General features: G+C 41.1%; 13 protein-coding genes. 12 read left to right on the forward strand and 1 reads right to left on the reverse strand.

Annotated elements, in window-relative coordinates:
- Nucleotides 1-36 precede the first annotated feature (36 nt).
- Genes CI960_RS10545 through CI960_RS10580 form a run of 8 tightly spaced genes read left to right on the forward strand, consistent with a single transcriptional unit; the run spans nucleotide 37 to nucleotide 8,971 of the window.
- Nucleotides 37-402, forward strand: coding sequence for a PleD family two-component system response regulator (locus CI960_RS10545; protein ID WP_005856577.1), 366 nt, complete (start codon nucleotides 37-39; stop codon nucleotides 400-402).
- Complete coding sequence (locus CI960_RS23815) at nucleotides 402-1,577, forward strand: sugar transferase (protein WP_005856575.1); 1,176 nt, start codon at nucleotides 402-404, stop codon at nucleotides 1,575-1,577. Before CI960_RS10545 ends, CI960_RS23815 begins: the two co-directional genes overlap by 1 nt.
- A gap of 17 nt (nucleotides 1,578-1,594) precedes the next feature.
- A complete protein-coding gene (locus CI960_RS10555; protein WP_005856573.1) occupies nucleotides 1,595-2,371 on the forward strand; it encodes a TolC family protein in 777 nt (258 codons plus the stop codon).
- A gap of 3 nt (nucleotides 2,372-2,374) precedes the next feature.
- Nucleotides 2,375-4,534, forward strand: coding sequence for a hypothetical protein (locus CI960_RS10560; protein WP_005856571.1), 2,160 nt, complete (start codon nucleotides 2,375-2,377; stop codon nucleotides 4,532-4,534).
- A gap of 8 nt (nucleotides 4,535-4,542) precedes the next feature.
- Entirely contained in the window at nucleotides 4,543-6,015 is a 1,473-nt protein-coding gene (locus CI960_RS23925; RefSeq protein WP_005856569.1) for an O-antigen ligase, read from the forward strand.
- Nucleotides 6,008-7,234, forward strand: a complete 1,227-nt coding sequence (locus CI960_RS10570; RefSeq protein ID WP_005856568.1) for a glycosyltransferase family 2 protein — start codon at nucleotides 6,008-6,010, stop codon at nucleotides 7,232-7,234. Before CI960_RS23925 ends, CI960_RS10570 begins: the two co-directional genes overlap by 8 nt.
- The gene (locus CI960_RS10575) at nucleotides 7,218-8,348 is read left to right on the forward strand and encodes a glycosyltransferase family 1 protein (RefSeq protein ID WP_036628704.1); all 1,131 of its coding nucleotides are present in this window, start codon (nucleotides 7,218-7,220) and stop codon (nucleotides 8,346-8,348) included. Before CI960_RS10570 ends, CI960_RS10575 begins: the two co-directional genes overlap by 17 nt.
- Nucleotides 8,345-8,971: a DapH/DapD/GlmU-related protein gene (locus tag CI960_RS10580; RefSeq protein WP_005856563.1), complete on the forward strand. Its 627-nt coding sequence runs from the start codon at nucleotides 8,345-8,347 to the stop codon at nucleotides 8,969-8,971. The genes CI960_RS10575 and CI960_RS10580 overlap by 4 nt, the downstream gene beginning before the upstream one ends.
- A gap of 6 nt (nucleotides 8,972-8,977) precedes the next feature.
- Here the strand turns inward: CI960_RS10580 and CI960_RS10585 are convergent, their stop codons facing one another.
- Nucleotides 8,978-10,015 carry a hypothetical protein gene (locus CI960_RS10585; protein WP_005856561.1) on the reverse strand — a complete coding sequence of 346 codons (1,038 nt, stop codon included), beginning with the start codon at nucleotides 10,013-10,015 and terminating at the stop codon, nucleotides 8,978-8,980.
- A 125-nt stretch (nucleotides 10,016-10,140) separates the two neighbouring features.
- Between CI960_RS10585 and CI960_RS10590 the strand changes: the two genes are divergently transcribed.
- The 4 genes from CI960_RS10590 to CI960_RS10605 are packed head-to-tail and all read left to right on the forward strand — an operon-like array spanning nucleotide 10,141 to nucleotide 14,325.
- Nucleotides 10,141-11,586, forward strand: coding sequence for a lipopolysaccharide biosynthesis protein (locus CI960_RS10590; protein WP_005856560.1), 1,446 nt, complete (start codon nucleotides 10,141-10,143; stop codon nucleotides 11,584-11,586).
- Nucleotides 11,583-12,710, forward strand: a complete 1,128-nt coding sequence (locus tag CI960_RS10595) for a glycosyltransferase family 1 protein (RefSeq protein ID WP_005856558.1) — start codon at nucleotides 11,583-11,585, stop codon at nucleotides 12,708-12,710. Before CI960_RS10590 ends, CI960_RS10595 begins: the two co-directional genes overlap by 4 nt.
- Before the next feature lie 8 nt (nucleotides 12,711-12,718).
- Entirely contained in the window at nucleotides 12,719-13,471 is a 753-nt protein-coding gene (locus CI960_RS10600; protein WP_005856556.1) for a glycosyltransferase family 32 protein, read from the forward strand.
- 5 nt (nucleotides 13,472-13,476) lie between these two features.
- Nucleotides 13,477-14,325: a glycosyltransferase family A protein gene (locus tag CI960_RS10605; protein WP_005856553.1), complete on the forward strand. Its 849-nt coding sequence runs from the start codon at nucleotides 13,477-13,479 to the stop codon at nucleotides 14,323-14,325.
- Nucleotides 14,326-14,350 lie beyond the last annotated feature (25 nt).

A 14,350-nucleotide genomic window follows, 5' to 3' on the forward strand; every position in this document is an offset into this window, starting at 1 on the left:
TAGATAAAACAAAAGACGACAATATTATACGACTCTATGGAGAAATCTGTTCTTTTAGTGGATGACAAGCAAGAAATCGCAAAGATAATCATGCTTTATTTATCAAGTACTTACAAGGTATCCTATAAAGAAAATCCTTTGAAAGCGATCGCTTGGCTTCAAGAAGGCAATTTACCGGATTTGATCATCTCTGACTTGAATATGCCAGAAATGTCCGGAGAGGAATTCTTGGTTTATTTAAAAGCGAACGATATGTTCAGCCATATACCGGTCTTGATCCTATCGAGCGTAGAGAGCAGCTCAAATAGAATACGTTTGTTTGAGGAAGGGGCGGAAGACTTTATCTTGAAGCCTTTCAATCCAGAGGAATTAAGGGTAAGGGTAAAACGAATATTAAGATAATGAATTATGTCTTTTTCGGTAATAACGTGCCGTTGGCCGAACGTTTACGTAAGGCATTAGGCACCGGGGTCATAGAATGTATAACGCTTCTGCAGATGAAAAACACGCTTCTTCCTGCCGAGGAAATGGATTATTGTGTATTCATCGAGAAAACAGATCCTACGTTAAACATTCCTGCGATCATGCATTTGCATAAGACGTTTCAAAATATCTATATCGTATTAATCGCCCCGGAAATGACCCGGGAGGAGAAAATATCCTATTTGCAAGCCGGAACGGACTGTGTCATCTCCGAGTCTACCTCTAAGGAAGATTTAGTGAAGCTACTGGGTATCGCCGAGAAATGCAAGAGAATGGAAAAAGCGCGTAAGCCTCAAATAAAAGAGCCTGATCTCGCCATTTTCAAGCTGCCTTTATGGAAAAGGGTCTTCGACATCATTTTCTCATCCATGGCGCTCCTCTGCCTCTCCCCTATCTTTATCATCACGGTGATTTGGATCAAGCTGGAGGACAAAGGCCCCGCTTTCTACAAGTCGAAACGAGTAGGCAGCAACTATAAGGTTTTCGATTTTTATAAGTTCCGCTCTATGTATATGGATGCGGACAAGCGCATAACAGAGTATAAAAAGCTTAATCAGTATACGGAATCTATTGCTGAAGAGGCTACAGCCTCTTCAGCAACTTCTGTGAATTCACAGAATGCGACCTCTTTTTTTAAAGAGAATAAACAAAATATCATTTTATATTCTGATAATGACGCTACTCCTGAAAACGACTATTTAAAAGTAAAACGTCACGAACGTTCCAACGCTTTCATCAAATTAGAGAATGATCCCCGTATAACAAAGATCGGCCATATTATCCGGAAATACAGCATTGACGAACTCCCCCAGCTATTCAATATATTAAAAGGAGACATGTCAATAGTTGGTAACCGCCCTCTTCCCATATACGAGGCTGAGCTACTGACCAGTGACGAATACATACAACGCTTCATGGCTCCTGCCGGCCTTACAGGCCTCTGGCAAGTAGAGAAACGTGGCAATTCTGGTAGTATGTCCGCCGAGGAACGTAAACAATTAGATATTAAATACGCTCATACATTTTCTTTCTGGCTGGACATGAAGATCATCATTAAGACCTTTACGGCGTTCGTACAGAAAGAGGACGTATAGATCCATTAATAAATCGTATGAAGAACTTATTTATCATCCTATTCATATTCAGTATCCTTTCGGCTATAGCTCAGAAAAAGAAAACCTATTTCGATAAAGCTACAACCGTGGAAGTAACATCTGGCTCAGACTCTATTCAAGCGATGCTAGATGATTATGAACGTATCCAATTACCACCTTTATCTGTTTTTTTAGAATCAGTATATGATCACCCTTCGATCAAGATTTACGAAGCTAAGAAAGATGAAGCTAATGCTGAAATGAAAGTGACCAAAAGAGAATGGCTAGATTATTTCAGGGTATACGGACAGTACCAATATGGACGATTAGTGCAGCTATCCTCTCATGAAACCGTAGAATATCCTGAATATCTCACAAGTCTGGGTAGTAATCAACATACTTATAGCGCAGGCATATCGGTGTCTATCCCATTTGGTGACCTATTTAGCCGTGGCCAAAAGGTACGAGCTCGGAAAGCTCGTTTCCGGCAATTAGATTATGAATATGAGATCTCAATAGAAGAACGGAAATTAAAAATATTGGAAGCTTATAATAACGTATTGCAAGCTTTAGCTACTTTGAAAGCTAAATCAGACGCTGCTGCCCTTTACAACGCCCAAATGAAAATATCGGAACAAGACTTCATCAACGGTAAAATTGACATTACGACTTTGGCCATGGAAAGAGGACGTCGTTCTGGAGCCGTAATCTCTTATCAAGAGGGTAGAGCTACCTTACACAATGCGGTAACCCTATTAGAGATGCTTACAAATGTAAAAATCATAAATCGATAATTTATGGATATTACACTATACATATCCCGTTTTTTATATAGAATTCGTCACCAACTGATATTTGGAACGCTTATTGTAACAGCATTGGTTGCCTATTTCAGTCAATTCATGGAGAAAAAATACACCGTGACAACTTCGATCTACACAGGTATTACCTCCAACACGGGTTTAGATGAAGAGACAAAACCTGATTGGCAGGCAGTAAACAACACATATGATAACTTGGTTAATTTAACAAAATCAAGAGGAACCCTAGAAAACGTATCACTAAAATTATTAGCATTAAACCTAACACAAGGAAATCCTGAAATAGATAATCTCTATATAACAGCTGACAATTACAAGAAATTAACAGCATCTATACCTGAAGAAATAATAAATTTAATAGACACGGCTTCTCTCGATAACACTATAAACAGATTTAAAGAATATAAAAACAGTGATAGCCGCAATTATTTGCATGAATTGCTCAACGGAGGAGCTGCATTCTATAGCTACGCAGCTTTATCCAGCATAATTATTAGACGCCAAGGTAATAGCGATTTGATAGAGATAGCCTACACTAGCTCAGATCCCGGAATCACATGGAATACGGTTAAGTTAGTCAGCGAAGAAATGAAATATTCTTACGATAATTTAAAATATAAAACAGCAAATGATATCGTAAAATATTATGAGCAGGAATTGAATAAATTAAGGACAAAACTCAATCAACAAGAAAATGATCTTACAAATTATAACGTACAAAACAGCGTCATAAATTATACAGAACAAACAAAATCTATCGCAAACTCTTTTGCTGATTTTGAGAACCGTTACGAAGAAACACAACGAAGTTACGAGAGCTCAACCAAAATCATCAACGAGTTAGAGAAATATATGGAAGTTCGTACTAAACTTGTCAAAACGAATGAAGAGTTTATCAACGCATTGGAAGATGTTTCCCGCATCAGTGGTAAAATCACCGAGATAGAGACTTTCACCTCTGAAAACGCATTAAACAAGGATACAGAATTAACACGATATCAAGATCAACTGAAAGATGTCGAGAAGAGAATAGCATTACTGACAGATAAAATTAATAGCTATAAAGAAAGTAAAGAAGGAGTCGCTATTGACGGATTAGTACAAGAATGGTTGTCACAGACCTTGATACAAGTGAAATCCAAGGCAGACTTAGAGATTTTAAACAAAAGAAAGCACGATTTCGAGGAGCAGTATAAGAATTATTCTCCCATTGGGACTAAGATCAACCAGCAAGAACGAGAGATCAATGTCACTGAACAGTCTTATCTACAAGTTCTCCATGCCTTAAATATGGCTAAGATGAAACAGGTGAACTTACAATTAACCTCATCAAACTTAACAACTATCTCAGAGGCCGCTTATCCATTGTTTAGTGACAAAGGTAAGCGCATGTTTTTAGTCATAGCCGCTTTTATCGGTAGTTTAATTTTCATTATAGCCCTAAATTTGGTCATTGAATTACTAGACCGTACCCTCCGGGATGCAGAACGGACTAAACGCCTCACAGGAATGAATATATTAGGAGCCTTCAACGGACGCAACTCCCAATTGAAATACAGGGGATTTGTAAAGACCTGTAACCGAATATCAGCCGCATACGCTTGCAATCGGTTGGCTCCTTATTTGCAAAAAAATAAGACTCTATACATAAATATATTAAGTATAGAAGAAAGAGAAGGGAAGACATTCGTTGCCAAATATTTTCAAGAACGTTGGGAAGAGCTAGGTTTCCAAGTACGATATATAAGGATCGGAGAAGAGATAAACATTGAATCGTCACTATTCACCACAGAAAATATAGAAGAGTATATTAAAGCCGAAAGTCAACCAGACATTGTATTAATCGAATATCCTTCCATTCAAGGAAACAGTGTGCCTCCACATTTGCTAAGCTCAAGTCAAGTTAATATTCTAATAGCTAATGTACGCAGAGTATGGAAAAATAGCGATAAGGAATTTGTTAGTTATTTGCGTGAGATAACTAAAAATACATCTTTGTATTTATACTTGAATAACGCCTCACGAGAAGCCGTAGAAGATTTCACCGGGCAATTGCCCCCTCAGACCTCCATGCGCTCTTTCACGAACCGTATGATGTATATGGGGTTAACCGCAACCAATTCGGCCATAAAATAGCGAAGCTCATGGATACTTCAAGAGAGATAAAAGAGGATTCTTCTTTCAATATGACCCTATTAATCCTTGTCATAGGACTAGTAGGAATAGGAGGAGCTTTACTATTGAATAACATCCCTCTTTTCGGGATGATAATAGCTTTGCCTTTGTTATGTATAACCTGTATCCTATTATTGAAATATCCTTGGTTCATACTATTTGTCATTTTTACGATCAACTATTTCATATTGGGTATTACCCGATATATTCCAATAGAAGGCGTTAGCGTAATCATGGATATCCTATACGTAACAGCCTTAGTATTACTATCCATTCATGCGGCCCTTTATCAGAACATCGAATGGAAAAGAGCAATTCACCCCTTAAGCGTCATGTGCTGTATATGGATGGGATATTGTATCTTTGAAATCGCTAACCCCTCCGGAGTACTTGAGGCTTGGATATTATCAAGAGGACTGATATTCAATGGGTTTATCATTGTTATTATTACATCGTTATTATGCACTCGTTACTCTTTTTTAAAATCCTTGATATTTTGTTTATCCCTATTCACCCTTTTAGCTATAACTAAAACCTTCATGCAAAAATATATTGGATTTGACAGTTTCGAGACCAAATGGCTTAATGAAGGGGGAGCTACGACTCATATCATATGGTCCGGAGTCCGCTATTTCTCTTTTTTCACCGACGCTAGCAATATGGGGGCGAATATGGGAGCCGCCACTATGTTCTTTGGGATCGCAGCATTCCACATGCGCTCCTATTTATGTAGAATATATTATTTAAGCATAGCTATCCTAGCCATTTACGCGATGTTCCTTTCCGGTACAAGAGGGGCCATGATCGTTCCATTAGCAGGATTGGCACTTTATACATTCGTCAGTAAACAAACCAAAACCATTATCACAAGCTCGACCTTATTATTGCTTACTTATGTTTTTTTTGCCCTTACTACTATAGGAAATAGCAACGCTACCATCCGAAGGATGCGTACCGCATTCACCCCGACAGAAGACGCCTCATTCAATGTTCGAAAAGAAAATCAAAAGAAATTGGCATCCTACATGAAATACAAGCCTTTTGGAGAAGGGCTGGGATTATCAGGTGACAGGGCTGGAGAGAGAATATCAAAACGCTTTACCACCTCCATTCCAACAGATTCATGGTATGTCAAAATCTGGGTGGAGACAGGAGCGGTTGGCTTGACACTTTACCTAAGCATGATCTTTCTATCCATTGGATGGGGAGGATGGATCATAGCCATGCGGCTCAGAGATCCGGAGCTGAAAGGGCTACTGACAGGGTTACTTTGTGGCATATTCGGAATGTTTATCAATGCATACGGGAACTCTTTCTGGGGACAATTCCCGACAATGGTAATTTCCTTTACGGGACTTACTTTTATAATGGTAGGACCCTATCTAGATCAAGAAATACAAGAAAAAAAATCAACTGATTCAAATATAAAACACCATGATTGAGCAATTCTTTCAAATAGGAGAAAATTGGATAGACAAGGAGGAGTATCTATTTCAATTGATAGACGCCATCGTATTCCTATGTTTTATGGTATGCGTACTGTATTTATTCGTATTCGCCGTTTACTCTAAAAGGAAATCGACTTATAAATACCCTACGACTATGAAAAAATACCGTTTTGCGGCCTTATTTCCGGCCTATGGGGAGGATGAGGTAATTATAGACTCCGTCAAAAGTTTCCTTCAGCAAGACTATCCAAGAGAATTATATGATATTATCGTGATAGCCAACCAAATGCGTCAGGAAACCCTCGATAGGCTAAAGTCATTATCCGTAAAGATTATAAAAATGGAGAACCCACAAAGTACCAAAATAGAGGCCCTCAAGGCAGCCATCCGTTACATTGAAGAAGGAAAAACAAAATATGACAACGTGATTATCCTTGACGCCGATAATATCGTAAAAAACAATTATATAGAGAAAATAAACGATGCTATTTATGCAGGTTGTTCAGCCATACAGACGCATAGGGTAGCCAAGAACAGAGATAGCAGCATAGCGGTGCTCGACGCCGTTAGCGAGGAGATCAACAACTCTATTTTCAGGAAAGGACATACCCGCCTAGGTTTCTCGTCCGCCTTAAGTGGCTCGGGTATGGCTTTCGAATACGGTCTTTTCAAGAATATCATACAAGGTTGCAACGATATCGGGGAAGATAAGTACATGGAGCGAAAACTGTTACTCCAAAATATATATATCGAATATCTTGAAGATGTCTATACATACGACGAGAAAGTAAGAGGCAAGAAAGACTTCTATAATCAAAGACAGCGCTGGCTTGCCACACAATTCCACAACTTACTCTCAGGGATTCTCCAGATACCGGGAGCACTAATAAAAGGAAATTGGGACTATTGCGATAAATTATTTCAATGGATGATGCCCCCTCGTGTCTTATTGCTAGGGTTTATCACGTTAATTGCCGCCATCCTAAGTCCACTTGATATCATAATCTCCATTAAATGGTGGTTCCTCTTGATATGGCTAGGCATCACTTTTAGCGTAGCGGTTCCAGACTATTTAGTGGACCAAAAATTCAGGAAGGCGATCGCCAGTGTTCCCATCCTATTCTTCCTCATGTTCCTAAACACGTTCCGAATAGGGAAAAAGCATACATTCTCTCACACCAAACATTCTCCAAATCATGAAGATAGCCATTGAAGCCCAGCGAATTTTCCGTACGAATAAGCACGGGATGGATTTTGTAGCGCTCGAGAGCATTCGAGAGCTACAGAAAATCGACAAGGAAAATGAATATTTCATATTCGTAAGTCCGGGAGAAGATCATTGCCTAGAAGAAACAAGCAATACGCACATCGTGGAGGTAAAATGCCCCACCTACCCCCTTTGGGAGCAGGTGGCGTTGCCACGGGCTGTAGCCAAGATAAGGCCAGACCTATTGCATTGTACGAGTAACACGGCTCCGATTCATTGCCCCGTCCCATTGGTATTGACCTTGCACGACATCATCTTCCTTGAGCCCAAGCAGGGAGATAATACATCATGGTACCAAAACATGGGTTGGCACTACCGACGTTTAGTAGTTCCCCGTATACTCCCTAAGTGTAAGAGAATCATTACCGTATCTCATTTTGAACGTGATCGGATTCGAGAGGCCTTATGTCTGCCCAAAGAACAAATCATGGCGATCTACAATGGATACAGCCAGCATTTTCATCCCCTATCAGGCATATCCGCCATCACCCATAAATACATTCATTCGGACGATTACCTTTTCTTCCTAGGAAATACGGACCCTAAGAAAAATGTACCCCGCACCTTGAAGGCATACAGTCTGTATCTCAAGCGCTCATCAAGAAAGCGTCCTCTATTAATAGCGGACTTACGCGAAGACAAGCTGGATATGATATTGAGAGAGCAGCATATAGAGGAAATCAAGCCTTACCTGTCTTACCCAGGTTACATCTCCAACAAGGATTTGGCATACTTGTACAATGGGGCCTTCGTCTTCCTATACACCTCCCTAAGGGAAAGCTTCGGTATCCCCATGCTAGAAGCTATGGCATGCGGTACACCCGTGATAACGGGGAATACCTCGGCCATGCCTGAGATCGCCGGAAAGGGAGGATTATTGGCAGATCCTTTCAACGAAGAAGAAGTAGCTTCCTTATTGCTGCGGCTAGAAGAAGATCAAGCATTCCATGATGAACAAATAAAATATGGATTACAAAGATCCCGATTATTCTCATGGAATCATACGGCTAGGAAACTATTGCAAGTTTATATGGAAGTCATTCAATCCTTAAAGAAATGAATATCAGCGATCTTAAACAAAAGATAAAGAAAAATGACAGATTAAAGAGAACGGTTCATTACTTAATAATGAATCAAAGAGGCTCTTGCCCTAGATTATGGGTTAAATGGTTTGTCAATCCATTTATGTTAACCTATGGAAAACGGAGCAAGATCAGAAGATCTGCTATAATGAATGTCAGTCCCATTAACTCATTCATACTTGGACAGGAAAGTATAATTGAGCATTACGTCACGATAGACAACGGGGTAGGCCACGTACACATCGGTGATCATTCACGCATAGGCATACATAATACGATCATCGGTCCCGTTTTTATTGGGAATCAAGTTATCTTGGCTCAGAACATCACTATATCCGGGCTCAACCATACATACCATGATATTTCTAAACCAATCGTAAAACAAGGCATAACTACCTCCCCTGTGATCATAGAAGATGAGTCTTGGATAGGAGCGAACACGGTCATTACCTCAGGCGTACATATCGGCAAGCACTGCGTGATCGGTGCGGGCAGTGTCGTCACAAAAGATATACCAGATTACTCTGTGGCCGTAGGCAATCCTGCTAAAGTTGTCAAACATTATGACCCATGCGGACAGCAATGGAAACGAACCCGATAAAAGGGATCAATGCGATTCCTCAAAATGATAACATTTCGCATAAAGACCGGCTATCTTATCGGGATGGAGATACTTGTCGGCATACCTCCGGTTCTTAGCTCCTAAATCGTCCAAATCCATGTTCATGGCAGAGCGAAGCATTGAATTGACAGACCCTTGATCCGAGGGGGAAAAGACCAAGTTCGCTGTCACCCTCAGTAATTCACCCACATTCCCGCTATCAGGGCCAACGACACCCCGCCCGAACAAGAAAGCCATCGGAACTACTCCGGAATTAAGGATAACGCAACGCTGTATAAAGACAACATCAGACACCGCAAAATAATACGGTAAATCCTCATCTGATATAATCCGCTCATTATTCTCCGTTCGTACCCCTAAAAGATGTAATAAACAACGTATTACGGACAATAAAGGCTTCGGATAACTCCCCGGAAGCATTCTTGGGGCCAGCAAGAGCTTCTTCCTTCGAGGCAAAGAGAAAAAAGCTTTCAACGTCATCCAGACCTCATCTCTCCTCCGGAATTTGCCAAACGCCGTAACCACAAAAGTCCTCCGGTCAATGCCCCAATATTCTCTTGCCGCCTCTCTCGTCAGAGTATCGTCATAAGCGCCCAGATAAATCGGATGAGGAATTAGGACATGCCTACAATCAGGATATAGACCGGCCATCTTGCCTAGACTATAGTTACCGAGGTGTACCATGCAATCGGCCATTCTCTCTACCACTCTATAGCAAGCTTGATGCAAAGGACTTCCATAATGAGGGGATAAGTTGTGGCACGTATAATAAACCCGAGAGCCTTTCTCCTTAAAATATCTCAGCCGGGTCTCCAGCCGCTTATCGATATCCACGTCATTCACATTCCATCCCACCACTTCCTCAGGCCAATGAATGTGGATGATATCATAAGACCGGGATGGATTCCAAAACTCATCAACTGAGCTGATAGCCTCTATTCCATGAACAGAAAGCCTCGTTCGAATCACGGGAACAAATAAATTATCCCCATTTTTCTCTTTATAGACAAATAGGACTCTCATTTAATTTTATTGTTTTAATGTAAAGGTATGTATTTTTATCGAAAATAAGGAACACCTCATGAATAATTTAAATAAAAAACATATATTTGCCTATTAGGAGAATAATACACCTCTACTAGAAAAATATGGCATCAATACAAAAAGAGTTGGCATCTGGAATAATCTATACAGCTATATCAAAATACTCAGGAATCATCATTTCTTTAGCCGTGGCAGGTGTACTGGCCCGGCTGATCGATCCAGAGGAATTCGGGGTCGTAGCGATCGCCACCGTCATCATTTCATTTTTCAGTATTTTCAGTGATTTAGGGATCGCTCCAGCTATCATTCAAAACAAGCATTTAACAGAGGATAAACTTAACGATATATTCTCTTTTACACTATGGACCGGGATAGGGATCTCCATTTTATTCTTCTTGTCATCATGGCCAATCTCCTTATTTTACAAACAGAGTTCATTGCTATCCATATGTCATTTATTATCTTTCAACTTATTCTTTGCCTCAGCCAACATCGTTCCAAACGCACTATTATTCAAGGACAAAGAATTTAAATTTATAGCATACAGGAGTTTATTTGTTCAATGCATTGGAGGAATCATAGCAATCTTAGCAGCTATATCAGGAGCTGGATTATATGCCTTAATTATCAATCCTATATTCTCAAGCATCCTTATATTCATTATTTCCATAAGAAAAAAGCCCCAGAAATTAAAATACACATTTGGATCAAAATCCATTCATGAGATATTCAGTTATTCCGCATATCAATTCATGTTTAATGTGATAAATTACTTCAGCAGAAACCTTGATAAATTATTAATAGGAAAGTATATGAGTATGAATTCCTTAGGATATTACGAGAAGTCGTACCGCTTGATGATGCTCCCGTTGCAAAACATAACACATGTCATATCACCAGTCATGCATCCCGTCTTCTCCAATTTTCAAGATGATCCGCTTAAATTAGCCCTCTCCTACGAGAAAGTCATCCGCATCCTAGCATTCATCGGGTTCCCATTATCAGTATTATTATGGTTTTGCGCCAAGGAGATTACGCTCATCCTATTCGGAGACCAATGGCTGCCATCCGTTCCCGTATTTCAGATCCTATCCTTATCCGTAGGCATACAGATCATCCTGTCCACCTCCGGCTCCATCTACCAAGCAGCCAACGATACGAAAAGCCTGTTCATATGTGGCGTATTCTCAGCCCTATTGAACGTATCAGGCATCCTCGCTGGCATATTCATATTCAAGAGCCTCGAAGCTGTCGCATGGTGTATATGTGCGACCTTCGCCATCAATTTCATACAATGTTATGTATGGATGTATAAAGTGACGCTAAAACGCAGCCTAGCGTCTTTAATCAGACAACTTATTTCCCCGGCTCCGCTCGTGGGTATATTGATAGTATGCCTATGGTCTATCCACCAATCATCCATTATATTACCGGAGCTGGCAAACTTGTTCATAAAAGCGGTTATTGCCGTTCTCATCTCCTGCATATATATTCAATTGAGTGGCGTATATAACATAATTAACTTCCTAAAATCAAAGATAAAAAGATGAAAGCCCTATTCCTTATATTCCATGGATTTAACCCGGCGAACGGGATCAGCAAGAAGATACAATATCAAGTAGACGCTTTACAGGCATGCGGAGTGGATACAAGGCTTTGCTACATGCGAGAACCAGCTGGCAGGAAACTACGCATGATCGACTCCGAGATTTTACGGGATTACGGAACTGGCATAAAAGGCAAGATCCTTAAAAGAATCGAGTATTCCTCTATAGTGGAATACGTCAGGAAAGAAGGTATCGACCTCGTCTATATGCGCTCAGACAATAACGCGAACCCTTTCACGCTCCACATGGTATGGCAGATGCGTAAAAACCACGTGAAAGTGGTCATGGAGATACCTACATACCCCTATGATCAAGAATATATCGGTTTCTCCCGTAAGGCAACGCTGCTTATCGACAAATGCTTCCGCCATACGTTAGCTAAGCGGTTAAGCGGGGTCATCACCTTTTCCGATTACCAAACAATATTCGGTAGCCGTACCATACAAATATCGAACGGGATAGACTTCAAACAAATCAAGCTAAAGAAACACATAAACGACACGAGCCATGAGCTCCACTTGATCGGGGTGGCGGAAATCCATTACTGGCATGGCTTCGACCGCCTAGTAAAAGGCTTAGTCAATTATTACCAAGCAAACTCCGGATATAATGTATATTTCCACATCGTCGGCAATTTCGCGGCGAAACGGGAAGAGAACGATATTCTCCCACTCATCAAGAAATATAACTTAGAGAGATATGTGATCCTACACGGGATGAGACACGGGGAAGAATTGGATGAGCTCTTCGAACAGGCCGATATGGGCATAGGGAGCCTCGCACGCCATAGAAGCGGCATCACCCACATCAAAACACTGAAAAACAGAGAGTACGCAGCAAGAGGGCTCCCTTTCATTTACTCCGAGATGGACAGTGATTTCGAGGGAAAGCCTTATATACTGAAAGCCAAAGCAGATGAAAGCCCGATCGAGATTCCCGCTATCCTGGAATTTCATAGGGGGCAAACGCTATCTCCCTGCCAGATCAGGGAGTCCGTCCTATCGCTTTCGTGGGAGAGCCAAATGAGTAAAGTATTAAGTGAAATTGATATAGAAAACAAAAAATAGAATAAGCCATGATTCCTAAAATCATACATCTCTGTTGGTTAAGTGGTGATCCATATCCACGGAAAATACAAGACTGCCTTGATAGCTGGAAAAAACACCTTCCTAGCTACGAGATCATTTTATGGGACACGAAACGTTTTAACATCCACGAAGTCCCATGGGTAGAGCAAGCGTTCAACACCAAGAAATATGCGTTCGCCGCCGATTACATCCGGTTGTACGCTCTTTACCACCATGGAGGAATCTACTTAGACTCAGACGTGGAGATACTGAAGAGCCTCGATAACTTTCTTGAGCTGCCCTATTTCGTCGGGGCGGAAACTTCCGGTACGATTGAGGCGGCCATATTAGGAGCCGAAAAAGGTTGTGACTGGATCAAATGCTGCTTGGATTATTATGAAGGACGAAATTTCATACGTGAAGACGGAAGTTATGATATCCGTATGCTACCGGAGATCCTGAACGAGACCATACTCCGTCTAAAGCCCGTCATAAACATGCCCAGCGGTAGCAATATCGACGATCTGAAGAAAAAAGACCTAGGAGAGGCTGTCTATGTCTTGCCCAAGGAATACTTCTCGCCTAAGGTATTCGATTCGAGAGAGGTATTCCTCACCCCTGAGACCCATGCGATTCATCATTACCAAAACTCATGGTTTTCGCATAAGGCTTTCGCCTACTACCGTACACGGACATTATTCATCAAGATATTCGGATACAAGGCCGTAAGGTCTTTGGAGAAGATGCTATTAAAACGATAATTATCATGAAATGGGCAAAAAAATACATATCCATATACAATCAACCCCTAGACAACGTCCAGGAGGGGATCATTCAAGAAATCAAGCAAAAACTAGCGAAGGTACAAAGCGACGAGCCCGTGGTTACCGTATCCGTCATAGCTTACAATGAGGAGAGGCATTTATTGCCTTGCCTATGGGCGCTGAGTGAGATGAGATGCGAATATCCCGTGGAGATCATCGGCGTAAACAATGATTCATCCGATAGGACCGGTGAGATATTCCGTCTCGTAGGCCTCCCGCATTATTTGGAAAAACGACATAGTTGTGGATATGCCCGCCAATGCGGACTAGACCACGCACGAGGCAGGTACCATATCAATATCGACGCAGATACCATGTACCCTCCCCTATACGTCCAGATCCTAGTAGATCATTTGCGGATTCCGGGAAACGTAGCCTGCTGCTCCTCATGGAGCTATATCCCGGATGAGCGACACTCAAGGCTCGACCTGTTCTTCTACGAGTTGTCACGGGATATCTATCTATACTTTCTATCATTCAAGCGCCCGGAACTAAGCGTAAGAGGGCTCGTTTTCGCCTATCATACAGAGCCGGCCCGGAGAATCGGGATTCGGGTAGATATAAAAAGAGGAGAAGACGGTACATTAGCCATGCATCTAAGAGAAGTAGGTAAGATCGTATTCATTCACGATCGCAAGGCGAGGGCCGTCACAGGGTACGGAACGGTGGGTCAAGACGGCTCCTTGCTCAATAGCCTAAAAGTAAGGGTATACAAAGCGTTAAGGAACATACACCAGCTTTTCACCAAACAAGAAAAGTATCAAGACGAGGAATCTAATTTAATTAAATAAGTAACATTATCATATAATAAGAGAC

The organism is Parabacteroides sp. CT06 (assembly GCF_002257605.1).
GTDB classification, from domain to species: domain Bacteria; phylum Bacteroidota; class Bacteroidia; order Bacteroidales; family Tannerellaceae; genus Parabacteroides; species Parabacteroides distasonis.

Coding starts and splice junctions, on each gene's coding strand:
- CI960_RS23925 (WP_005856569.1), top strand. CDS start 4,543: ATGGATACTTCAAGAGAGATAAAAGAGGATTCTTCTTTCAATATGACC.
- CI960_RS10545 (WP_005856577.1), top strand. CDS start 37: ATGGAGAAATCTGTTCTTTTAGTGGATGACAAGCAAGAAATCGCAAAG.
- CI960_RS23815 (WP_005856575.1), top strand. CDS start 402: ATGAATTATGTCTTTTTCGGTAATAACGTGCCGTTGGCCGAACGTTTA.
- CI960_RS10585 (WP_005856561.1), bottom strand. CDS start 10,015: ATGAGAGTCCTATTTGTCTATAAAGAGAAAAATGGGGATAATTTATTT.
- CI960_RS10575 (WP_036628704.1), top strand. CDS start 7,218: ATGAAGATAGCCATTGAAGCCCAGCGAATTTTCCGTACGAATAAGCAC.
- CI960_RS10600 (WP_005856556.1), top strand. CDS start 12,719: ATGATTCCTAAAATCATACATCTCTGTTGGTTAAGTGGTGATCCATAT.
- CI960_RS10570 (WP_005856568.1), top strand. CDS start 6,008: ATGATTGAGCAATTCTTTCAAATAGGAGAAAATTGGATAGACAAGGAG.
- CI960_RS10595 (WP_005856558.1), top strand. CDS start 11,583: ATGAAAGCCCTATTCCTTATATTCCATGGATTTAACCCGGCGAACGGG.
- CI960_RS10605 (WP_005856553.1), top strand. CDS start 13,477: ATGAAATGGGCAAAAAAATACATATCCATATACAATCAACCCCTAGAC.
- CI960_RS10580 (WP_005856563.1), top strand. CDS start 8,345: ATGAATATCAGCGATCTTAAACAAAAGATAAAGAAAAATGACAGATTA.
- CI960_RS10560 (WP_005856571.1), top strand. CDS start 2,375: ATGGATATTACACTATACATATCCCGTTTTTTATATAGAATTCGTCAC.
- CI960_RS10555 (WP_005856573.1), top strand. CDS start 1,595: ATGAAGAACTTATTTATCATCCTATTCATATTCAGTATCCTTTCGGCT.
- CI960_RS10590 (WP_005856560.1), top strand. CDS start 10,141: ATGGCATCAATACAAAAAGAGTTGGCATCTGGAATAATCTATACAGCT.